General features: G+C 60.0%; 22 protein-coding genes. 16 read left to right on the top strand and 6 right to left on the bottom strand.

Annotated features, from left to right (window positions below; translation table 11 throughout):
- Positions 1-72: 72 nt before the first annotated feature.
- The 11 genes from GOW56_RS05425 (at position 73) to GOW56_RS05475 (ending at position 10,894) form a co-directional block, all read left to right on the top strand.
- Positions 73-495, top strand: coding sequence for a universal stress protein (locus tag GOW56_RS05425; protein WP_171205225.1), 423 nt, complete (start codon positions 73-75; stop codon positions 493-495).
- Positions 496-511: 16 nt separating this feature from the next.
- Entirely contained in the window at positions 512-1,606 is a 1,095-nt protein-coding gene (gcvT, locus tag GOW56_RS05430; RefSeq protein ID WP_171205226.1) for a glycine cleavage system aminomethyltransferase GcvT, read from the top strand.
- Between the two features lie 17 nt (positions 1,607-1,623).
- Complete coding sequence (gene gcvH / locus GOW56_RS05435) at positions 1,624-1,989, top strand: glycine cleavage system protein GcvH (RefSeq protein WP_171205227.1); 366 nt, start codon at positions 1,624-1,626, stop codon at positions 1,987-1,989.
- Positions 1,990-2,133: 144 nt separating this feature from the next.
- Positions 2,134-4,989, top strand: a complete 2,856-nt coding sequence (gcvP, locus tag GOW56_RS05440; protein ID WP_171205228.1) for an aminomethyl-transferring glycine dehydrogenase — start codon at positions 2,134-2,136, stop codon at positions 4,987-4,989.
- A 195-nt stretch (positions 4,990-5,184) separates the two neighbouring features.
- The gene (locus GOW56_RS05445) at positions 5,185-6,339 is read left to right on the top strand and encodes a phosphoserine transaminase (protein WP_171205229.1); all 1,155 of its coding nucleotides are present in this window, start codon (positions 5,185-5,187) and stop codon (positions 6,337-6,339) included.
- 64 nt (positions 6,340-6,403) lie between these two features.
- Positions 6,404-7,999 carry a phosphoglycerate dehydrogenase gene (serA, locus tag GOW56_RS05450; protein WP_171205230.1) on the top strand — a complete coding sequence of 532 codons (1,596 nt, stop codon included), beginning with the start codon at positions 6,404-6,406 and terminating at the stop codon, positions 7,997-7,999.
- A gap of 119 nt (positions 8,000-8,118) precedes the next feature.
- Entirely contained in the window at positions 8,119-8,847 is a 729-nt protein-coding gene (locus GOW56_RS05455) for a metallophosphoesterase family protein (RefSeq protein ID WP_171205231.1), read from the top strand.
- Between the two features lie 36 nt (positions 8,848-8,883).
- A complete protein-coding gene (gene serB / locus GOW56_RS05460) occupies positions 8,884-9,762 on the top strand; it encodes a phosphoserine phosphatase SerB (protein WP_171205232.1) in 879 nt (292 codons plus the stop codon).
- Positions 9,763-9,804: 42 nt separating this feature from the next.
- Positions 9,805-10,134 carry a helix-turn-helix transcriptional regulator gene (locus GOW56_RS05465; protein ID WP_171119968.1) on the top strand — a complete coding sequence of 110 codons (330 nt, stop codon included), beginning with the start codon at positions 9,805-9,807 and terminating at the stop codon, positions 10,132-10,134.
- On the top strand, positions 10,122-10,550 hold the full coding sequence (locus tag GOW56_RS05470; RefSeq protein ID WP_171205233.1) for an SRPBCC domain-containing protein: 429 nt from the start codon (positions 10,122-10,124) through the stop codon (positions 10,548-10,550). The genes GOW56_RS05465 and GOW56_RS05470 overlap by 13 nt, the downstream gene beginning before the upstream one ends.
- Positions 10,551-10,573: 23 nt before the next feature.
- On the top strand, positions 10,574-10,894 hold the full coding sequence (locus tag GOW56_RS05475; protein WP_171205234.1) for a YciI family protein: 321 nt from the start codon (positions 10,574-10,576) through the stop codon (positions 10,892-10,894).
- A gap of 5 nt (positions 10,895-10,899) precedes the next feature.
- Here GOW56_RS05475 and GOW56_RS05480 read toward each other — a convergent pair whose 3' ends face one another.
- A complete protein-coding gene (locus GOW56_RS05480) occupies positions 10,900-11,898 on the bottom strand; it encodes an asparaginase (RefSeq protein WP_171205235.1) in 999 nt (332 codons plus the stop codon).
- Positions 11,899-12,077: 179 nt separating this feature from the next.
- On the opposite strand from GOW56_RS05480, the gene GOW56_RS05485 reads away from it, so the two are divergent.
- The 4 genes from GOW56_RS05485 (at position 12,078) to GOW56_RS05500 (ending at position 15,135) form a co-directional block, all read left to right on the top strand.
- Positions 12,078-12,614 (top strand): invasion associated locus B family protein, encoded by a 537-nt coding sequence (locus GOW56_RS05485; RefSeq protein ID WP_171119964.1) that lies wholly within the window; start codon positions 12,078-12,080, stop codon positions 12,612-12,614.
- Positions 12,615-12,756: 142 nt separating this feature from the next.
- Complete coding sequence (locus GOW56_RS05490; protein ID WP_171119963.1) at positions 12,757-12,927, top strand: hypothetical protein; 171 nt, start codon at positions 12,757-12,759, stop codon at positions 12,925-12,927.
- Between the two features lie 117 nt (positions 12,928-13,044).
- Complete coding sequence (gene rlmN / locus GOW56_RS05495) at positions 13,045-14,232, top strand: 23S rRNA (adenine(2503)-C(2))-methyltransferase RlmN (RefSeq protein ID WP_171205236.1); 1,188 nt, start codon at positions 13,045-13,047, stop codon at positions 14,230-14,232.
- Between the two features lie 285 nt (positions 14,233-14,517).
- Positions 14,518-15,135, top strand: coding sequence for a cytochrome P460 family protein (locus tag GOW56_RS05500; protein ID WP_171119961.1), 618 nt, complete (start codon positions 14,518-14,520; stop codon positions 15,133-15,135).
- A 6-nt stretch (positions 15,136-15,141) separates the two neighbouring features.
- Here the strand turns inward: GOW56_RS05500 and GOW56_RS05505 are convergent, their stop codons facing one another.
- The 3 genes from GOW56_RS05505 to GOW56_RS05515 all read right to left on the bottom strand — a co-directional run bounded on the left by GOW56_RS05505 (position 15,142) and on the right by GOW56_RS05515 (position 18,122).
- Complete coding sequence (locus tag GOW56_RS05505) at positions 15,142-16,803, bottom strand: U32 family peptidase (RefSeq protein WP_171205237.1); 1,662 nt, start codon at positions 16,801-16,803, stop codon at positions 15,142-15,144.
- 63 nt (positions 16,804-16,866) lie between these two features.
- Positions 16,867-17,205 carry a hypothetical protein gene (locus GOW56_RS05510; RefSeq protein ID WP_170345537.1) on the bottom strand — a complete coding sequence of 113 codons (339 nt, stop codon included), beginning with the start codon at positions 17,203-17,205 and terminating at the stop codon, positions 16,867-16,869.
- A complete protein-coding gene (locus GOW56_RS05515) occupies positions 17,202-18,122 on the bottom strand; it encodes a DnaJ C-terminal domain-containing protein (RefSeq protein WP_171205238.1) in 921 nt (306 codons plus the stop codon). Before GOW56_RS05515 ends, GOW56_RS05510 begins: the two co-directional genes overlap by 4 nt.
- 160 nt (positions 18,123-18,282) lie before the next feature.
- Between GOW56_RS05515 and GOW56_RS05520 the strand changes: the two genes are divergently transcribed.
- A complete protein-coding gene (locus tag GOW56_RS05520) occupies positions 18,283-18,666 on the top strand; it encodes a hypothetical protein (protein WP_171205239.1) in 384 nt (127 codons plus the stop codon).
- On the opposite strand, the gene GOW56_RS05525 is transcribed toward GOW56_RS05520, so the two are convergent.
- The gene (locus GOW56_RS05525; protein WP_171205240.1) at positions 18,667-19,764 is read right to left on the bottom strand and encodes a cystathionine gamma-lyase; all 1,098 of its coding nucleotides are present in this window, start codon (positions 19,762-19,764) and stop codon (positions 18,667-18,669) included.
- 3 nt (positions 19,765-19,767) lie between these two features.
- Positions 19,768-20,610 (bottom strand): TIGR00730 family Rossman fold protein, encoded by an 843-nt coding sequence (locus GOW56_RS05530; RefSeq protein WP_152459318.1) that lies wholly within the window; start codon positions 20,608-20,610, stop codon positions 19,768-19,770.
- Between the last annotated feature and the right edge of the window lie 46 nt (positions 20,611-20,656).

A 20,656-nucleotide genomic window follows, 5' to 3' on the forward strand; every position in this document is an offset into this window, starting at 1 on the left:
CCCCACCAAAACGGGGGGCCAACCCGGCCCCCCGCCTTTGACATAGAATTCCATATCTCGAGGAGAGACGTGATGGCCACGAAAATCCTGCTGCCCATTGATCACACCGACGACCGCTCGTGGAAACTGGCCCTGCCGGTCGCGCTGGAGCAGGCCAAATTCTACGGCGCCGAACTGCATGCGGTTGCCGTCATCCCCGAGATCATCCAGCTGCCGAACCTGCCCGCCAACTATGGTGCCGGCGCCAAAGACCACGTGCGGGGTGCGGTTCAGGCGATTCTGGATCATGCCAAGGCTTCCGACGTGCCGGTCCACATCGAAGAAGGCAGTGTTTACCGCGAAATCCTGAAGCTTGCCTACAAGGAAGGCTTTGATCTGATCGTCATGGCATCGACCAAGGGCGATTTCCCGAACTACGAGATTGGCCCTAACCTGGCCCGTGTCGTGCGCAATGCGCATTGCACCGTCATGGTCGTCCGCGACCAGTCCCGCTGATTGAAAGGTTGAAGAAATGACCACACCGAAGCGCACGCCTCTCCACTCTTTGCACGTCGAGCTTGGCGGCAAGATGGTTGATTTTGCTGGTTGGGAGATGCCTGTTCAGTATCCTTTGGGGATCATGGGAGAGCATAAGCAGTGCCGTGAGAAGGCGGCGGTGTTTGATGTGTCTCACATGGGTCAGGTGATCCTGCGCGGTGAGAATGTGGGTGAGAAGCTGGAAGCTTTGTGCCCGCAGGCCTTTGCGACGCTGAAGGAAGGCAAGGCGCGGTACGGGTTCTTTACGAACGCGGAAGGCGGGATCATGGATGATCTGATCGTGTCGAATGCTGGGGATCATTACTTTGTGGTGGTGAACGCGGCGCTGCGCCATCAGGACATTCCGCATATGAAAGCGAACCTTGACGGCGTCGAAGTGACCGAGATCTTCGACCGTGCGCTGGTTGCGGTCCAAGGTCCCAAGGCCGAGGATGTGGTGGGCGCACTCTGCCCCGCGGCCCGTGACCTGAAGTTCATGGAAACCACCCTGGCCGATATCATGGGCGTCGAATGCCGCATCTCGCGGCTGGGCTATACCGGCGAGGACGGGTACGAGATCTCGATCCCCGAGGACAAGGCGATCGAGATCACACGGGCCTTCCTGGCACATGAGGATTGCGAGGCCGCCGGTCTGGGCGCACGCGACAGCCTGCGGCTTGAGGCGGGGCTGTGCCTGTATGGCAATGACATCGACCAGAGCACCTCGCCGATTGAGGCCTCGTTGGCTTGGGCGATCCAGAAGCGCCGCAAGGAAGAAGGTGGTTTTCCGGGTGCGGAGCGTATCCAGCGCGAACTGGCCGAGGGCGCATCGCGCAAGCTGGTGGGCATCAAGCCCGACGGCCGCGCGCCGGCGCGTCAGGGCGTGGAAGTGCAATGCCTTGAGGGCAACAGCATCGGTCAGATCACCTCGGGCAGCTTTGGCCCGACGGTGGGTGGCCCGATCGCGATGGGCTATGTGTCCGCGGGCCATGGCGCGCCGGGCGAGAAGGTGAACCTGATCATCCGGGGCAAGGCGCAACCGGCGCAGATCGTGGCGCTGCCCTTCGTCAAACAGAATTACAAGCGTTGAAGTCAGGAGAGAGAAGCATGGCAACCTATTATTCCGAAGAGCATGAATGGCTGAGCGTCGAAGGCGACACCGCCACGCTGGGCATCACCAAACACGCGGCTGAACAGCTGGGTGAGGTGGTCTTCGTCGAGCAGCAGGAAGTGGGTGACGAGTTCGAGAAAGACGGCGAGATCGGCGTGATCGAATCCGTCAAGGCGGCCTCGGAACTCTATGCACCGGTCGATGGTGAGATCGTCGAGGTGAACGAGGCGCTGGCCGACAATCCCGGCGCGCTGAACGAAGACCCCGAGGGCGAGGCCTGGATCTACAAGATCAAGATCAGTGACGCGTCGCAGCTCGAGGATCTGATGGACGAAGCCGGATACAAGGCCTTCATCGGGTAAACCCGAACGGAGTCCCGGCATGGGGCTCCATCGAATCAATTGATGCCGCCGAATTTGGGCCCCGCCCTTCATCTGGCAAGAAATATCCCCGCCGGAGGCTCCCGCAGCCTCCGCCGGCCCTGACCTATCCATGGGAGCGCTGCAATGGCCTTCAAACTGACCGACTACGAAGCCTATGATTTTGCCAACCGCCGCCATATCGGTCCCAGCCCTACCGAGATGCGCGACATGCTCAAGGTGATCGGCTTCAAGACGCTGGACGAGCTGATCGACGCCACCGTCCCACCGGCGATCCGGCAGAAACAGCCGCTGGACTGGGGCCCGGCGATGACGGAACGCGATGCGCTTTTCCACATGAAACAGGTGGCGGGGAAGAACAAGGTTCTGACCTCGCTGATCGGTCAGGGCTATTACGGCACCACCACGCCTGCGCCGATCCTGCGCAACATTCTGGAAAACCCGGCCTGGTACACCGCCTACACGCCGTACCAGCCCGAGATCAGCCAGGGCCGCCTTGAGGCGCTGTTGAACTTCCAGACCATGGTCAGCGACCTGACCGGGCTGGATGTGGCCAACGCATCGCTGCTGGACGAAGCCACAGCCGCCGCCGAAGCCATGGCGATGGCCAAGCGCGGCGGCCGGTCCAAGGCCAACAACGCGGCCTTCTTCGTTGACAAGAACTGCCACCCGCAGACCATCGCGGTGATCAAGACCCGGGCCGAGCCTCTGGGCATCGACGTGCAGGTCGCCGACCCGGATCAGCTGGACGCGGGCGCGGTATTCGGCGCGATCTTCCAGTATCCAGGCACCTATGGCCATGTGCGCGACTTCACCGCCGAGATCGCGGCGCTGCATGAACACAAGGCCATCGCCATCGTCGCCGCCGACATCCTGTCGCTGGCGCTGCTGAAGTCACCGGGCGAGATGGGCGCGGACATTGCCATCGGCTCGACCCAGCGCTTTGGCGTGCCGATGGGCTATGGCGGCCCGCACGCCGCCTACATGGCCACCACCGACAAGCTGAAGCGATCCATGCCGGGCCGGATCATCGGTGTGTCCATCGACAGCCGCGGCAACAAGGCCTACCGCCTGTCGTTGCAGACCCGCGAGCAGCATATCCGCCGCGAGAAGGCGAATTCGAACGTCTGCACCGCGCAGGCGCTGCTGGCGGTGATTGCCTCGATGTATGCGGTCTATCACGGCCCCGACGGCATCAAGGCGATCGCGCAATCGGTGCACCGCAAGACCTCGCGCCTGGCCGCCGGCCTGGAAGAGGCGGGCTTTGCCGTGGAACCGGAAGTGTTCTTCGACACCATCACGGTCGAGGTCGGCCACCTGCAGAAGACGGTGATGGAGGCCGCCGTGGCGCGCGGCGTCAACCTGCGCAAGGTGGGCGAGACCCGCGTCGGCATCAGCCTGGACGAACAGACCCGCCCCGAGACGATCGAGGCGGTCTGGGGGGCCTTCGGCATCGACCGCAAGGATGACAGCTCGAACAAGCAATACCGCCTGCCGGATTACGCGCTGCGTGAAAGCGCCTATCTGACCCACCCGATCTTCCATCAGAACCGGGCCGAGGCCGAGATCACCCGCTATATGCGCCGCCTGGCCGACCGCGACCTGGCGCTGGACCGGGCGATGATCCCGCTGGGATCGTGCACCATGAAGCTGAACGCCACGATCGAGATGATCCCGGTCACCTGGCCCGAGTTCAGCAACCTGCACCCGTTCTGCCCCGAAGATCAGGCGCAGGGCTATCACGAGATGATCGCCGATCTGAACGACAAGCTGTGCCAGATCACCGGCTATGACGCGATCTCCCAGCAGCCCAACTCGGGCGCGCAGGGCGAATATGCGGGCCTGCTGACGATCCGCAACTATCACTTTGCGCGCGGCGAAGGGCACCGCAATGTCTGCCTGATCCCGACCTCGGCCCATGGCACCAACCCGGCCTCGGCGCAGATGGTGGGCTGGCAGGTCGTGCCGGTGCAGGCGGATGAGAACGGCAATATCGATGTCGCCGACTTCCGCGCCAAGGCGGAAAAGCACTCGGATCATCTGGCCGCCTGCATGATCACCTACCCGTCCACCCATGGCGTGTTCGAGACCACCGTGCAGGAGGTCTGCCAGATCACCCATGATCACGGCGGTCAGGTCTATATCGACGGCGCCAACATGAACGCCATGGTGGGCCTGTCGCGCCCCGGCGATATCGGCGGCGATGTCAGCCACCTGAACCTGCACAAAACCTTCTGCATCCCGCATGGCGGCGGCGGCCCCGGCATGGGTCCGATCGGCGTCAAGGCGCATCTGGCCGAGCACCTGCCCGGGCACCCGGAATACGGCACCGCCGTGGGTCCGGTCTCGGCGGCGCCCTTCGGCTCGCCCTCGATCCTGCCCGTGTCCTGGGCCTATGTGCTGCTGATGGGCGGCGCGGGTCTGACCCAGGCGACCAAGGTGGCGATCCTGAACGCCAACTACATTGCGGCGCGGCTCAAGGATGCCTATCCGATCCTCTACACCTCGGAATCGGGGCGGGTGGCGCATGAATGCATCCTCGACACCCGGCCGCTGGACGCCGAGGCGCATGTCACCGTCGATGACGTGGCCAAGCGCCTGATCGATTCAGGCTTCCACGCGCCGACGATGAGCTGGCCGGTGGCCGGAACCCTGATGGTGGAGCCGACCGAGTCCGAGCCCATGGCCGAGCTGGATCGTTTCTGCGATGCCATGCTGTCGATCCGGGCGGAAGCACAGGACATCATCGATGGCAAGATCGACGCGGAAAACAACCCGCTGAAAAACGCCCCCCACACGGTGCGCGATCTGGTCGGCGACTGGGACCGCCCCTACACCCGCGAACAAGCCTGCTTCCCGCCGGGTTCCATGGGCGTCGACAAATACTGGTCCCCCGTCAACCGCGTCGACAACGCATACGGTGACAGAAACCTCGTCTGCACATGCCCCCCAATGGACGCATACGCAGACGCCGCGGAATAGCATCAAAAACCCCGCCGAGTTTCGGCGGGGTTTTTTCGCCAATCGGAAACTCCTGTTCTGATTTGAGCCCTTTTGGGATGTCGTTTTCACCCAGCGAAGCGTCTTTTTCGCTTGCTGCGGGTGCGAAGGGCCCATAGCTCTGTGCGTGGGACACCCCTCCCCAACGAGGGGCGTGTATCTGGAAGGGTAATACAGATGAGCACTCAAAAACCGGCGACGCGGCCGGCCAATCCGCGTTTTTCCTCGGGCCCTTGCGCCAAACCCCCCACATTTGATCTGACCAAACTGGCCGATGCGGCCTTGGGACGCTCGCACCGTGCCGCCGTTGGCAAGGACAAGCTGAAAGCGGCCATCGAAGGCACGCGCGAGGTGCTTGGCATTCCGGCAGATTACAGGATCGGCATTGTTCCCGCCTCGGACACGGGCGCGGTTGAGATGGCTCTTTGGTCGCTATTGGGCGAACGCAAGGTCGAGATGCTGGCGTGGGAAAGCTTTGGGTCCGGTTGGGTGACCGATGTGGTCAAGCAGCTTAAGATCGACGCCGAGGTGAAGACTGCCGATTACGGACAGATCGTGGATCTGGCATCGGTCGATTTCGCCAATGACGTTGTATTTGCCTGGAATGGCACCACCTCGGGCGTGCGCGTGCCGAACGGTGACTGGATCGCCGATGATCGTCAGGGTCTGACGATCTGTGATGCGACCTCGGCTGCCTTTGCGATGGACCTGCCCTGGGACAAGCTGGATGTGACCACTTTCAGCTGGCAGAAGGTTCTGGGCGGTGAAGCCGCGCATGGGATGCTGATCCTGTCGCCGCGCGCCGTTGAACGGCTGGAGAGCTACACGCCGGCATGGCCGCTGCCGAAGATTTTCCGCCTGACCAAGGGTGGCAAGCTGATCGAAGGCATCTTCACGGGGGCGACGATCAACACGCCGTCAATGCTGGCGGTTGAGGATTATCTGTTTGCACTGGATTGGGCCCGTTCGGTGGGCGGTCTGAAGGGCCTTATTGCCCGCGCGAACGCCAATGCCGATGCCGTGCATGCGTTCTGCGATCGGAACGACTGGATCGAAAACCTGGCCGAAGACGCTGCGACGCGGTCCAACACATCCGTCTGTCTGAAATTCACTGATGCCCGAATTCAGGACGGCGCAAGCTTTGCCAAGGCCGTGGCCAAACGGCTGGAGTCCGAGAATGTCGCGCTGGATATCGGGGCCTATCGCGACGCGCCTGCGGGCTTGCGGATCTGGTGCGGCGGTACGGTCGAGACCTCGGATATCGAAGCGATGTTGCCTTGGCTGGCCTGGGCCTTCGAGGCCGAAATCGCGGCGCAAACAGAAGCCGCCTGATCGCATCCCATCTTCACCGGGCCGCATCGGCCCGGACCTCTCAATACATTCAAGGACCACAAACATGGCTCCCAAAGTACTCGTTTCCGACAAACTCAGCGAAACCGCCGTGCAGATCTTCCGCGATCGCGGCATCGACGTGGATTTCATGCCCGATCTGGGCAAGGACAAGGACAAGTTGGCCGAGGTTATCGGCCAGTATGACGGTCTTGCCATCCGTTCGGCCACCAAGGTCACGCCGACCATTCTGGAAAAAGCCGACAAGCTGAAGGTGATCGGCCGCGCCGGAATCGGCACTGACAATATCGACAAGGAAGCGGCGTCGAAAAAAGGTGTGATCGTGATGAACACGCCATTCGGCAACATGATCACCACTGCCGAACACGCCATTGCAATGATGTTTGCCGTGGCGCGGCAGATCCCCGAGGCCTCGACTTCGACCCATGCGGGCAAGTGGGAAAAGTCCAAATTCATGGGGATCGAGCTGACGAACAAGACGCTCGGCGTCATTGGTGCGGGGAACATCGGTGGCATCGTGTGCGAGCGCGCGCTTGGCCTGAAGATGAAAGTCATCGCCTATGATCCCTATCTGGGCGAAGAGAAAGCCGCCAAGATGGGCGTGGAAAAGGTAGAGCTGGACGAGTTGCTGTCCCGCGCCGACTTCATCACCCTGCACGTGCCGCTGACGGATCAGACCCGCAATATTCTGAGCCGTGAAAACCTTGCCAAAACCAAGAAAGGCGTGCGCATCATCAACTGCGCTCGGGGCGGTCTGGTGGAAGAGGAAGCCTTGGCAGAGGCGCTGCAATCCGGTCACGTTGCGGGCGCCGCGTTTGACGTGTTCAGTGAAGAACCCGCCAAGGACAATCCCCTGTTCAATCTGCCCAACGTGGTCTGCACGCCGCATCTTGGTGCAGCAACGACTGAAGCGCAGGAGAATGTGGCGCTGCAAGTGGCCGAGCAGATCTCGAACTATCTTCTGACAGGTGCGGTCGAGAACGCTTTGAACATGCCCAGTGTGACGGCGGAAGAAGCCAAGGTGATGGGGCCGTGGATCAAGCTGGCCAGCCATCTGGGCAGCTTCATCGGCCAGATGACGGATGAGCCGGTCAAGGCGATCAATATCCTGTATGACGGTGTGGCCGCTGAAATGAATCTGGCGGCGTTGAACTGCTCGGTGGTTGCCGGGATCATGAAGAAGTTCAACCCCGAGGTGAACATGGTGTCGGCCCCGGTTGTTGCCAAGGAACGAGGGATCAAGATCTCGACCACCAATCAGGACAAATCGGGTGCCTTCGAAGGCTATATCAAAGTCACCGTTGTGACCGACAAGCGCGAGCGTTCCATCGGTGGCACCGTGTTCAGCGACGGCAAGCCGCGGTTCATCCAGATCAAGGGCATCAATATCGACGCCGAGGTCGGTGCCCATATGCTCTACACCACCAACGAAGACGTGCCGGGCATCATCGGTGCTTTGGGGCAGACCATGGGCGAGAACAACGTCAACATCGCGAACTTTACCCTTGGTCGATCCGAGGCTGGCGGAGAAGCGATTGCGTTGCTTTATGTCGACGAACCCGTTCCGGCCGAGGCACGCGCCAAGCTGGCGGAAACGGGTCTGTTCACGCAGATCAAGCCGCTGGAATTTGATGTCACCTGACGTGGCCTGTTGAGTTTGAGAAACAGTTCAGGACCCGGTTGACCGAAGGCCCGGGTCCTTTGTTTTCTCGGGCTGCAATCTGCGGCACAAGCGAGCTGAACCCTACCGTCGGAGGATCTATGACACAGCCTGTCTACGTTGTTGGTGATCTGCACGGGCAGGTGGCCGAGCTGGAACGCGCGCTGTCTCGGATCCGGGGCGATGGCGGCCCGGATGCCCAGATCGTGTTTCTGGGTGATTACGTGGATCGCGGCCCTGACAGCCGCGGGTTGATTGAGCGTCTGATTGCCGGGCGCGATGCGGGCCTGAACTGGATCACTCTGCTGGGCAATCATGATCGCATGTTCGCCTGGTTCATGGAGGATACGCCGCGTCACGATCCGCATTTGCTTGTCGGTTATCATTGGCTGCATGAAAGGCTGGGTGGGGTCGAGACCCTGCGCAGTTATGGCGTGGAATACGAAGGCCAGATTCGCCTGGAAGATCTGCATCAGATGGCGCAGGCGGCGGTGCCGAAATCGCACCTGACCTTTTTGCGAGATCTGGTTCTGATGCATCAGACGCCCGAGCTTGCCTTGGTTCACGCAGGCATTCGCCCGGGCGTGCCGCTAAACGCGCAGCGGGACAACGACCTGGTCTGGATCAGGCAGGATTTTCATGCTCATCGGGGTCCGCATCCCAAGCTGATCGTGCATGGCCATACTCCGGTAGACCGGGCAACGCATTATGGAAATCGCGTCAATCTGGACACAGGTGCCGGATATGGGCGCCCGGTGGGTGTCGCGGTGTTCGAAGGGCAGACCTGCTGGGAATTGACCGATCAGGGCCGTTTGCCGTTGACCCCCTAGATCACCTCGCCCGGCCAAGAAATTTGGAGATTGAATATGTATGTCGCCACTTTGCTGACCAATCCGGCAGCGCCTTCGCTGGACAGCGCATTGCCCGAGTCATTGCGCAATGCGTGGGGTGGCGGGGGCATCCTCTGGCTCAACCCGGATGAGGCGGCAGAGTTCGAGTTGAACGCCATCCCCGACAATCGCTGGGACGTTTGGGCAGACCTGCAAGGGATGGGGGTGGACCTGATCGTGCAACCTGCGCAAGGACGGCGCAAACAGATGCTGCTGGCCGATATGGACAGCACGATGATCCAGCAGGAATGTATCGATGAACTGGCGGATCAGGCCGGCGTCGGCGACCGGGTCAAGGACATAACGGCCCGTGCCATGAACGGAGAGCTTGATTTCGAAGGCGCCCTGATCGAGCGGGTTGGTTTGCTGAAAAATCTGGATGAACGCGTCATCGGCAAAGTTCTGCAGGAACGGATCACCCTGATGCCCGGAGGCAGGGAATTGCTGGCGACGATGCGGGCCAACGGGGCCTATACAGCATTGGTATCCGGTGGCTTTACGGCCTTTACCGCGCGGGTGGCAGAGCTTTTGGGGTTTGATGAAAACCGGGCCAACACTTTGCTGGTGGAAGATGGCAAGCTGACCGGAGACGTCGCGCGTCCTATTCTGGGGCGTCAGGCCAAGGTCGAAGCGCTGGCGCAGATTTCAACGCGTCGGGGCCTGTCGGAAAGTGACGTGATCGCCGTGGGTGACGGGGCCAATGACCTTGGAATGCTTGGCCGGGCCGGGACCGGGGTTGCCCTTCATGCCAAACCGTCGGTGGCCGCACAATGTGATGTGCGGGTGAATCACGGCGACCTGACGGCGCTGCTTTACCTGCAAGGCTATTGCCGCGCCGATTTCGTAGGCGGCTGATCAGGGCTATCTTTTATTTAACGCTTGTGTTAAATAAGGGGTATGAACACACTTCTGACCACGTTTTCCGCTTTGTCCGATGCCACCCGGTTCTCGATTGTCGAGCAACTGATGGAGCAGGGCGAACTGCCTGCCGGTGATCTGATCGACGGGCGCGGCATGTCCGGCGCCGCGATTTCGCGCCACCTCAAGGTGTTGCGCGAGGCCGGGTTGGTGCAGCAGCGCGTGCAGGGAACCCAGCGCATGTATTCCATCCGATCCGAAGGATTGCGGGCGATTGCCGACTGGACGATTTCCAAGCGGCAATTCTGGGAAGGCAGCCTGGATCGTCTGAGTGAAATAATTGAAAGGGAGAATTCATGGCCGACCTGAAACTGGAGCGGGAATTCCCCGTCAGTCCCGAAGAACTGTTTGCATGGATCAGCGATGGTGCCAAGCTGTTGCAATGGTGGGGGCCCGAAGGGATGCACGTGCCGGACCACAACCTGGATTTCTCGCGCACCGGTCCTTGGTACTCGGTGATGGAGAACGGCGAAGGTCAGAAATACAAGGTCTCGGGCCACGTGACGCATGTCGACCCGCCTAAATCGGTGGGTTTTACATGGGTTTGGCATGACGATCAGGATCAACGCGGTGCCGAAAGCCACGTGACCCTTTCCGTTGCCGCAACCGAAAACGGTGCCCGCCTTGTGCTGGACCACCGTGAACTGGCCGATGCCGAAGCAGCTGCGAATCACACTCAGGGTTGGACGTCTTCGCTGCGCAAACTCGAAGCACTTTGCACTTAGGTTTTTTGTCACGGAGGAGCGATATGCCCAAGTTTCTGTTTGTCTATCACGGGGGTCACACCCCGGCCGACCCCGCCGAGATCGAGGCGACCATGGCGGCCTGGGGCGCCTGGTTCCAGGATATGGGCGACGCCCTCGATATCCCCGGAAACCCAGTGGGGCAGTCTTACACCGTCAGCAACAACGGAGTGGTCGATAACGGCGGCGCAAACCCGGCCTCGGGCTTCACGGTGATCAAGGCTGACAATATCGACGCTGCGACCGAGATGGCCAAGGGCTGTCCGATGGTCGTCAACGGCACAGGCTCGGTTGAAGTGGCCGAAATCCACGAAATCGAGATGTGAGGGCCTTAGTCGGGGAAACCCGTCGCAGGCTTGATCACGCCGCATTCCAGCCCGCGACGGCTGTATTGCGTGGCGTTCATGAATTTGCGGGTGGCCGGGTGTTCGGCCTCCAGCACGCCAAGGCTGACAAGAATGGCGGCAATCGCGCATTCACTGGCGCGGGTGGTGCCATCGGTGATCTTCAGCGCAACGCCCATGCGTTTTTCCGGAATGATGGCCACGAACACGGCCTCGGCCCCGGTTTTGATGGCAACACGTCCGTTCATCGCGAGCATCAGTTCGGTGCAGGCCCGGTTCTCACCGGCAACAAGTTCCGGGTGTTTAACCATCGCGGCCACCAGCTGCATCGCTGCATCGCTGGAACGGTCGGACCGGTCTGCGGCTGAAGCAAACCACGCCATCGAACGTGCCAAACCGAAAAGCGATGTGGCGAAATTCGGGGCGGAACAGCCATCGATGCCGTATGCCGGGCTGGTCTCGCCCGTTGTTTCTTCGACGGCAGACAGGCAGGCTTGTTGCACCGGATGATCAATTTCAAGGTATTCCGGCCCGGCGCCCATATGCTGTGCCAGAGTCAGAAAGCCGCAATGCTTGCCGGAACAGTTGTTGTGGATCTGGCAAGGCGTGTCGTCCGCCAAAATCAGCCGGTCGCGCGCGGCGGTGTCGGCGGGCTCCTGTGGGCCGCACCGAAGATCGTGCTCGTTCAACCCCAGATGGTCCAGCCACGCCGTCACGCGATCCGTGTGGATTGCCGCCCCGTTATGCGAAGCGCAGGCCAACGCGAGGTGTTCGCTGGTCAGCCCGTATTTCGCCGCCGCCCCTGATGTGACCAGCGGAAGCGCTTGAATCATCTTGGCGGATGACCGCGGATATATGACGGATTGCGGGTCGCCCCAACTGCGCACGATCTGGCCCGTGTCATCGCAAATAACCGCATGACCCAGATGCAGACTTTCCAGCAGAGGGCCGCGCCAAAGTTCTGTCATGGGTACGGGCTGCGTCATCTGGACCTCCGAAATTTATGCGCAAAATTCTGCCAATCGCCCTTTCGCCTGTGGCGAAATCTGCGTTAGTGTGTGTATGTCGGCAATCATCGGAAGACGCAAACGAATAGACGAACTGGCAGGGTTCGCAGACGTGTCCGATGGGTATGAGGTAAGGGTCGAGCTAGGAGGCTGGACAAATGGGATCAATGCTCGTTCGCACAATAGCGGGCCTGTGTGTGGCAGGCATCGCAGCAACATCTGCAATCGCCCAACAGGCGACAAGCACCAACCGCGTTGCTGCAAAAACGGATTGGAGCGTTTTTGTCGAAGACGATCCCACCGAATGCTGGAGCGTCTCGGCACCCAAGGAAACCGTAAACACCCGCGGTGGACGTGTGGTTTCCGTACGGCGCAGCGATATCCTGCTGTTTGTGTTCTATCGCCCGAATGCCGAGGTGAAAGGCCAATTGACCTTTACCGGCGGCTACCCGTTTGCCGCGGGTTCGACGGTGAACCTGAATGTGGACGGGACCGAGTTCGAACTGTTCACAGAAGGCGAATGGGCCTGGGCCGCATCGGATGCGGATGATGCCAAGATCATCACCGCCCTGAAGCGCGGAACCGAGGCTGTTCTGACCGCCCGGTCCGAGCGCGGTACGCAGACGAAAGACACCTTCTCGCTGCTGGGCTTTACCGCAGCGATTGAAGACGCTGAGAAGCGCTGCACCAACTGATCTTGTCGCGTCGAGTGTTGAAAAGGCCCCGCCTCGTAGCGGGGCTTTTGACGTCTGGTCATCTGCCAGTTTTGATCCGTATCAAAGTTTCGCACTCGGCAATGTGAACTAAGTGGTTCAGCCACCTAGAGAGGACATCGTGATGAAACAGAAAACTTGGATCACTCTGGTTCTTGCCGCATCCGTCGCCGTGCTGAGCGCTTGCGAGAAGAACGCTGATTCCTATCCGATATCGGGCGAGCAATGTGGCCCGGAAGATCCGGTTCAGACCCTGGACGCCAGTGATTGCTACACACCGCCGCCGGTAAACTGATCAAAAAGGCCCGGCATGTGCGTCGTGCCGGGCCTGCCGGCTTAGGAAACCTTTTGAACTTTGCGCAGGTTCCTATATAGAGGCGCATCCCAAGCCCGATTCCTTTGAGATACGCCAATGTCGCCCAAAGCGCCGATCACCCAAGACGTCATGACCATCCCGCGCAAACTGCCCGACGGGAAGATCAACCTTGTCGGCCTTACGCGCGACAGGTTGCGCGACACCTTGATTGAACACGGCACGCCCGAGAAACAGGCCAAGATGCGCACCGGCCAGATCTGGCAGTGGATCTATCAATGGGGTGTACGCGATTTTGCCCAGATGACCAATCTCGCCAAAGCCTATCGCGCACAACTGGCCGAGCATTTCGTGATCGAAATCCCCGAAGTGGTGACGCGTCAGGTGTCCGAGGATGGTACCCGAAAGTATCTGTGCCGCATCGCCGGCGGGCATGAGGTCGAGGTGGTCTATATCCCCGAAGAAGATCGCGGAACCCTGTGCATCTCGTCTCAGGTGGGCTGTACGCTGACCTGTTCGTTCTGTCACACCGGAACCCAAAAACTTGTACGAAACCTGACATCCGCAGAAATCGTCGGCCAGATCATGATGGCGCGCGACGATCTTGAAGAATGGCCAACCCCCGGCGCACCCAAGGACGAAACTCGCCTGCTGTCGAACATCGTTCTGATGGGCATGGGCGAGCCGCTTTACAATTTCGAAAACGTCCGCGACGCGATGAAAATCGCCATGGACCCCGAGGGCATTTCTCTGTCACGCCGGCGGATTACCCTGTCGACCTCGGGCGTGGTGCCCGAGATTGCGCGCACGGCCGAGGAAATCGGGTGCCTGCTGGCGATCTCGTTCCACGCCACCACCGATGAAACCCGCGACGTTCTGGTGCCAATCAACAAACGTTGGAATATCGAGGAACTGCTGACAGCTTTGGCCAGCTATCCCAATGCTTCGAATTCCGAACGGATCACGTTTGAATATGTGATGCTGGATGGTGTGAATGACAGTGACGAAGATGCGCATCGTCTGATCGATCACATCAAGCGACACAACATTCCGGCCAAGATCAACCTGATCCCGTTCAACGAATGGCCCGGCGCACCGTACAAGCGCAGCTCGAACAACCGCATCCGCGCCTTCGCCAACATCATCTATCAGGCCGGCTATGCCTCGCCCATCCGCAAGACACGCGGTGAGGACATCATGGCGGCTTGCGGTCAGTTGAAGTCGGCGACCGAGCGGGCGCGCAAATCACGCAAACAAATCGAGGCCGAAACGGGTCTGAGCCGATAGGGTTTGGTCCATCTCGGCTTGGCTTGATCGGATCGCGCCTTAAGTGTTTTCTGGCTCTGTCTGCACGTCACAATTGTTTTGTTCAAACTTAATGTTTCAGATGCTGAAACCACATGCATAATTTGCTATATTTCTCGAGCCCGTCGCTGAATTTGCCTCTTCAATTCGATACACAAGCCGGTGAGGTGTCCGGGTCAGAGATGGCGAGTTATTGCGATTCCGCTAGACTGTTCCAAGTGGTGCAGAAAGCGCTCAGGTGAACTGAATTTCAGGTGGGCCACGATTATGAATGCAAGTTCTTTTTCGATCATCCGTTTTGGTGCCGCTGCGCTTGCTATCGTCTCGGGTTCAGGCTTGGCCTTTGCTGACGGCCAGGACGCTCATATCGCAATCGAAAACCCTGCCGAGTTGAGCAAACAAGAGGCTTTGGAACACTACCGATCCCTCAATCGCCGCATGGCGCGTGGCTACGCCGTGGCGCAACTGGACCTAATCCTCAACTACCAAAGCTGGCCGCTTTTCAACGATGCGCCCTATATTTCGGCAACCCACGGGCAAAGGTATGTGAACAGCTATGCCAATCGCATGGCGCATAACTACGCGACGTTGCAGGAAGGTGAAGAACTTCCCATGGGGTCGGTTCTTGCCAAGGACAGCATGACCGTGACGGATGAAGGTCACGTGCATCCCGGTGCTATGTTCGTAATGGAGAAACTGGCAGAAGATGCCAGCCCGGACACGGCGGATTGGCGTTACATCATGGTCTTGCCGGACGGCTCGGTCTTTGGGGACACTATGGGCGACCGCGCCGGTGCCGTGGCCTATTGCCATGTCTGCCACGAACAGGTGGCAGATCGGGACTATACGTTTTACGTGCCGGAAGAGTATCGAACACGCGACTGAGCCGGCTCAGGCTTGTTGCGCGCCCGGCAGCTTCAGTTCCGTCGCCTCGCGGCGGCTGAGTTGTTCGCCTTGTTTGCGCTTTGACAGAACTTCACGGGCCAGCGCGTATTTGTCGTCCTGCCAGAAAATCAAGCAGCCGTTGCAACCTTTGCCACAGCAACCCTCGGTGCCGATGCGGTTGGTTTTGAAACGGCGTTCGTTACCGTCTTCGCCGATCTTTTCAACCAAGGCGTCGCGACGGCGGGCATAGGCGCCAGGGTTGTCACGGCCCGAGGTTTCCAAACCCTGCACCAGCTTGTCAAAGCGGATGCGGCTCCAGTGTTCGTCGGTCAGGGCGCGTTCCTTGCGCAGAACGGAATAGACGGGGAACCGGGCGCGCAGATCGTCGATATCCTCGTGGTCGAACAGGGTGAAGGGCAGGCGGATCACTGTTTTGGTGCTGCCATGCACCACGTCCATCCGCGCACCATCGGATGCGCGTTCGAAATCATAGACCCGCAGCAGAACCGTCTCGCGCGAGATGGGCGAGACGAAATCCAGCACATCGCCCGGTTCCAGCTTGTTCTTTACCTCGACCAGAAAGGCATCCTCGGTCACTTCGGTGACGATCCCGGCATATTCCCACTGCGCGATGGACGCCGTGTGCTCGTAATCATGGGCGTAGTTGGTCAGCCGCCCCTCGTGGAAGGCCAGCGTGTAGCCGCGGTTTCCCACGGTCTCCAACTCGCGCATATAGGGTTTCGGGTCCCAGTTCTGGGGGTCGGCATAGTAATCGTCGATGGCCATGCGATAGGCGCGCGCGACGATGGCGGCATAGTATTCCGATTTACCGCGCCCCTCGACCTTGAGGCTGTCCACGCCGATCTTCAGGTATTCGTCCAGCTTGGGCATGATGCACAGATCGCGCGAATTGAGGATGTAGGAACCGCGGTCGTCTTCCTCGATGGGCATCAGATCACCGGGGCGACAGCCTTCTTCCAGCAGGAATTCGAACAGGTCGGCGTTTTCCTCGGTGATGCGCAACTCCTGATGGGTGCCGTCCTTCAGGCGCAGTTTCAGCGCATAGTTCCAGCGGCAGGAATTGGCGCAGTTGCCCTGGTTCGCGCCGCGTTCCGCCATGAAGTTCGACAGCAGGCAACGGCCCGAATAGGTCATGCACATGGCACCGTGGACGAAGGCCTCGAGCTTGATGTCGGGGCATTTTTCACGGATCTCCACCAGTTCGGGGTAGGAAACCTCGCGCGCCAGAACCACCAGTTCCGCGCCCTGATCCTGCCAGAACTTCACCGACAGCCACGAACAGATATTGGCCTGGGTCGAGATATGCAGCGGCAGTTCCGGCGCGCGGTCCCGCACGTACTGAAACACGCCGGGGTCGGCGATGATCAACCCGTCCGGCTGCACTTTGCGGACCGTGTCGATATATTCGTCCAGCTTCGGGATGTCCTTGTTGTGCGAGAACAGGTTCAGCGTCAGATAGGCGCGCCGGCCATGGCTGTGGCAGAACTCGACACCCTCAATCACCTCTTCCAGCGAAAACTCGGATTTTGTGCGCAGCGACATATCGGGCGTGCCCAGATACACCGCATCCGCCCCGTAAAGGACAGCGAGTTTCAGCTTGCGCAGATTGCCCGCAGGCATCAGCAATTCGGATCTGGACTGGGTCATGGCGCCACCTGTCAAAGGATCAAGCCGGCCTTCTAATCCAAATGTTTCGAGTCCAAAACCCCGTTATCTGCGACGGAATCGCGCTGTACCGATGACCTTGACCAGTTGCTGCCGCACAGGTTCGGGTTGCGCCTCGATCGCGTTCAGAACTTCGCGCAGTTCGGCCCGCAGCCCATGCAACTGGTCGATCAGTGAGATCATCATCGACAGTGCATCGGCCTCCATGTCGTACTGTTCGTGCAACTCGCAGGCCAGTTCCAGACGGGCGACGTCGATATTTTGATAAACCAGCCCTTGATCCGATTGTTCCGGAATCACGATTTCCGCCGCCAGGTATTCGGTCAGGCGGTCCGAGGTCAGACGGGTGACCGTTTCGATCAGTTCCTTTTCGGTCAGGGTCATGACGGCATTCCTTTCCGCGGATCGTAGCTGTGTGTTTTGCGCCAGGTCTCCATGAACTGTTTCAGATCGTCATCGATTTTGTTGGGCATCGAGACGGTCAGTTCGATCAACTGATCCCCACGCTCGGACGAGCCGCGTTTTTTGACACCCTTGCCCCGCAATCGCAGGGTTTTACCACTGCTGGTGCCCGCCGGTACGCCGACATTCACGCCGCCATCAATCGTAGGGGCGGGGACTTTGCCGCCCAGAATCGCCTCATCAATGCTGATGGGCAGCGTGATGTGGATGTCGTCGCCCTGACGATCAAACACCGGATGACTGGCGACCGAAACAGTTACCAGAGCGTCGCCAGGAGGGCCTTCGCCATATCCCGGGGCCCCTTTGCCCCGCAGGCGGATGGTTTGGCCGTCGGTAATACCTGCGGGGATTTTGACTTCGATCCGGTCGCCGTCTGGCAAGGTCAGTTTCTGGCTGGCACCGAACACGGCATCCAGAAAGCTGATCTGCAGCGAATAGTTCAGGTTGTGCCCCGGCGCGTGAAACTCATGGCCGCGCTGGCCGCCAAAACCGCCACGGCCCCCCATGAACTCGGCGAAGATGTCGGACATGTCGTCCGGGTCTGCCTGACGTCCGCGATAGGGGTTTCCAGCGGCTTCAGCATATTCACGGTAGTACTGTTGTTGCGGACGTTCCTGCCCCGAGGCGTCGATCTCACCATTGTCATACCGGGCACGGGTTTCCGGGTCTTTCAGCAGATCGTATGCGGCGGCGGCGGCTTTGAACTTTGCCTCAGCCTCGGCATCGCCGGGCTTCAGGTCCGGATGGCATTCCTTGGCGATGCGCCGATAGGCTTTCTTGATATCGGCGGCGCTGGCGTCTTTGGCCACGCCAAGAACGGAATAGGGATCGTCGCTCATCTCACACTCATGGCTCAGGGACAGGTCTGATCTTGATGAATGTGTTCTACCATGCGATTTCAACGGGTAAAACGAAAGAGGCGATTGAATTGTTTCGTAAAATCCTGCAGGTCTGTTAACATTTGCATGTTTCTAATTGTTGATTGACGGAGATCGTCACATGTCGCGTAGAATTAAATCGGCTTTGGCCTTGCTGGCGGGGAATGCCATTGGGTTGTTGCTTGCCTCGCTGATACTGTCGGGATTTGCGATCAAGCCGATCTCGTTCATCGTGGTGGTGATTGTCTTCACCGTCGTGCAGGTTGTCGCTGAACCCCTGATCCTGAAACTGGGCGAAAAGAAAGCGCCCGCCCTGAAGGGCGGTATCGCCTTGATCGTGACTTTCGTGGGCCTTTTCGTGACCGACCTGGTTGCCGCCGGGCTGACCGTTGGCGGGGTTTCGAACCTGCTGGCTGCGACGCTGCTGGTTTGGCTGGGGGCGTTGATCGCCAGCGTGGTACTGCCGATCTACGTGTTCAAAGAGCTGCGTGAGCCCAAAAAGTAATCACACAGCGTTCAGGCTGGTTTCGATAGCGTGCCATAGTTCGTCCACTGGTTCACATCCGACGGACAGGCGGATGAAGGCCGGATCAACGTCGTCGCCCCAGCGCGCGCGCCGCTCGGCCGAGCTGTGGACGCCCCCGAATGACGTGGCCGGGCGCAGAAGCGGGCAATTGTTGATGAAGGCTTCGGCCTGTTCTTCGCTGTTCAGCGTCAGGGACAGAAGAAAGCCGAAACGTGTGGTCTGTTCTTGCGCCAGTTTATGCGACGGGTCGTTGGCCAGCCCGGGATAGCGCACCTGTTTCACTGCGGGATGTGCCGCCAGGCGTTCGGCCAATACTTCGGCCGAGCTGCACATCCGGTCGAACCGAACGTCCAGCGTTTCAAGGCCGCGATGCAGCAGCCATGCTTCATGTGGCCCCGGTATCGAGCCAGAGACTTTCCGCCATTCCCCGACCCGTTCCATGATGTCGCCGTTGCGGCTGGCCACATGACCCATCAGCATGTCGGAATGCCCGCCCATCGCCTTGGTATCGGACGAGACGACCACGTCGATGCCCAGATCAAGAGGACGCTGACCCAGCGGAGTCATCGTCGTATTGTCGGCAATGGTTATGCCCCCGGCAGCGCGCACCCGATCCGCCACCTCGGTCAGATCGATCATGTCCAACCCGGGATTCGAGGGGCTTTCGGCAAAGACCACATCGAACCCGTCAAAACCGCCTTCGGCAAAGGCGATGGTGGGGCGTTCTTCAACGATCAAACCCAGCCGCGACAGGAAACGATCGGCCAAAAGGCGCGTCACGTAATAGCCGTCGGAGGGGATCAGCAGGCGTGATCCGGCCTTTACGGTGGCAAACAGTGCCGCGGAAATCGCCGCCATGCCCGAGGGAAAGCTGAGGCAGGGCGCGTCCTCCAAATGCGACAGAACATGTTCCAGATGCACCCAGGTCGGGTTGTCCACCCGACCGTAACTCGCCCGCCCGTCCGGGGTGCCCGGCAGGTGGTACATGCTGCTTTGGGTCAGCGGCAGCGCTACGGGTTCGCCCTTGCTCAGGGCATTTCCACGCAGATGCAGCATCTCTCCGGTCTTGGGTGCCATGGTTCAGCGCCCCGGGATTTCGTCGCGGGGCGGGGCGGGCTCCCAGTTTTCGATGATCTCGACCGCCTCCTGCGCCGTGTCCACAAAGCGGAACAGATCAAGATCCTCGTCCGAGATGGTTCCGGCATCGGCCAACGCTTTCCAGTTGATGACCTTTTCCCAGAATTCGCGCCCAAACAGCAGGAAGGGCACGCGGTCCATCCGGCCGGTCTGAATCAGGGTCAGGGATTCGAACAGCTCGTCCATGGTTCCGAAACCGCCGGGGAAAATCGTGATGGCGCGGGCGCGCATCAGGAAGTGCATCTTGCGGATGGCGAAATAGTGGAAGTTGAAGCTGAGATCCGGCGTCACATAAAGGTTCGGGGCCTGTTCGTGCGGCAGAACGATATTCAACCCGATAGAACATCCGCCCGCATCCTGTGCCCCACGGTTGCCTGCCTCCATCACACCGGGACCGCCGCCCGTGACGATCACGTTTTCACGGCAGCCGGTCTCGTTCGATTTCACGGTCATCAGCCGCGCAAACTCGCGCGCCTCGTCATAATAGGCCGACAGACCAGCCAGCGTTTCCGTTCGTGCGGTGTGTTTCTGCGATGGTTCAGGGATGCGCGCGCCGCCGAACATCACGATGGTCGAGGTGATCTCGCGTTCGCTCATGATCATCTCGGGTTTCAACAATTCCAGTTGCAGACGCACCGGGCGCAGCTCGTCCCGGCACAGGAATTCGTCATCGGCAAAGGCAAGGCGATAGGCGGACGATCGCGTTTGCGGCGTGTCCGGCACTTCGCTCGCGGTCGAGCGATCTGTCTGCGCATCGCGAAACGGATTGTGGCGGTCTTCTCTCATGGGTGATCGATCCCTGCTTGCGTGTTTTCCAAACAGCTATAGGGTT

Source organism: Ruegeria sp. HKCCA0235A (genome assembly GCF_013033235.1).
Taxonomy (GTDB): Bacteria; Pseudomonadota; Alphaproteobacteria; order Rhodobacterales; family Rhodobacteraceae; genus Ruegeria.

Coding starts and splice junctions, on each gene's coding strand:
- GOW56_RS05525 (WP_171205240.1), bottom strand. CDS start 19,764: ATGGCACCCAAGACCGGAGAGATGCTGCATCTGCGTGGAAATGCCCTG.
- GOW56_RS05470 (WP_171205233.1), top strand. CDS start 10,122: ATGGCCGACCTGAAACTGGAGCGGGAATTCCCCGTCAGTCCCGAAGAA.
- gcvH (WP_171205227.1), top strand. CDS start 1,624: ATGGCAACCTATTATTCCGAAGAGCATGAATGGCTGAGCGTCGAAGGC.
- GOW56_RS05500 (WP_171119961.1), top strand. CDS start 14,518: ATGAATGCAAGTTCTTTTTCGATCATCCGTTTTGGTGCCGCTGCGCTT.
- gcvT (WP_171205226.1), top strand. CDS start 512: ATGACCACACCGAAGCGCACGCCTCTCCACTCTTTGCACGTCGAGCTT.
- gcvP (WP_171205228.1), top strand. CDS start 2,134: ATGGCCTTCAAACTGACCGACTACGAAGCCTATGATTTTGCCAACCGC.
- rlmN (WP_171205236.1), top strand. CDS start 13,045: ATGTCGCCCAAAGCGCCGATCACCCAAGACGTCATGACCATCCCGCGC.
- GOW56_RS05425 (WP_171205225.1), top strand. CDS start 73: ATGGCCACGAAAATCCTGCTGCCCATTGATCACACCGACGACCGCTCG.
- GOW56_RS05510 (WP_170345537.1), bottom strand. CDS start 17,205: ATGACCCTGACCGAAAAGGAACTGATCGAAACGGTCACCCGTCTGACC.
- serA (WP_171205230.1), top strand. CDS start 6,404: ATGGCTCCCAAAGTACTCGTTTCCGACAAACTCAGCGAAACCGCCGTG.
- GOW56_RS05455 (WP_171205231.1), top strand. CDS start 8,119: ATGACACAGCCTGTCTACGTTGTTGGTGATCTGCACGGGCAGGTGGCC.
- GOW56_RS05465 (WP_171119968.1), top strand. CDS start 9,805: ATGAACACACTTCTGACCACGTTTTCCGCTTTGTCCGATGCCACCCGG.
- GOW56_RS05480 (WP_171205235.1), bottom strand. CDS start 11,898: ATGACGCAGCCCGTACCCATGACAGAACTTTGGCGCGGCCCTCTGCTG.
- GOW56_RS05445 (WP_171205229.1), top strand. CDS start 5,185: ATGAGCACTCAAAAACCGGCGACGCGGCCGGCCAATCCGCGTTTTTCC.
- GOW56_RS05515 (WP_171205238.1), bottom strand. CDS start 18,122: ATGAGCGACGATCCCTATTCCGTTCTTGGCGTGGCCAAAGACGCCAGC.
- GOW56_RS05505 (WP_171205237.1), bottom strand. CDS start 16,803: ATGACCCAGTCCAGATCCGAATTGCTGATGCCTGCGGGCAATCTGCGC.
- GOW56_RS05530 (WP_152459318.1), bottom strand. CDS start 20,610: ATGAGAGAAGACCGCCACAATCCGTTTCGCGATGCGCAGACAGATCGC.
- GOW56_RS05475 (WP_171205234.1), top strand. CDS start 10,574: ATGCCCAAGTTTCTGTTTGTCTATCACGGGGGTCACACCCCGGCCGAC.
- GOW56_RS05490 (WP_171119963.1), top strand. CDS start 12,757: ATGAAACAGAAAACTTGGATCACTCTGGTTCTTGCCGCATCCGTCGCC.
- serB (WP_171205232.1), top strand. CDS start 8,884: ATGTATGTCGCCACTTTGCTGACCAATCCGGCAGCGCCTTCGCTGGAC.
- GOW56_RS05485 (WP_171119964.1), top strand. CDS start 12,078: ATGGGATCAATGCTCGTTCGCACAATAGCGGGCCTGTGTGTGGCAGGC.
- GOW56_RS05520 (WP_171205239.1), top strand. CDS start 18,283: ATGTCGCGTAGAATTAAATCGGCTTTGGCCTTGCTGGCGGGGAATGCC.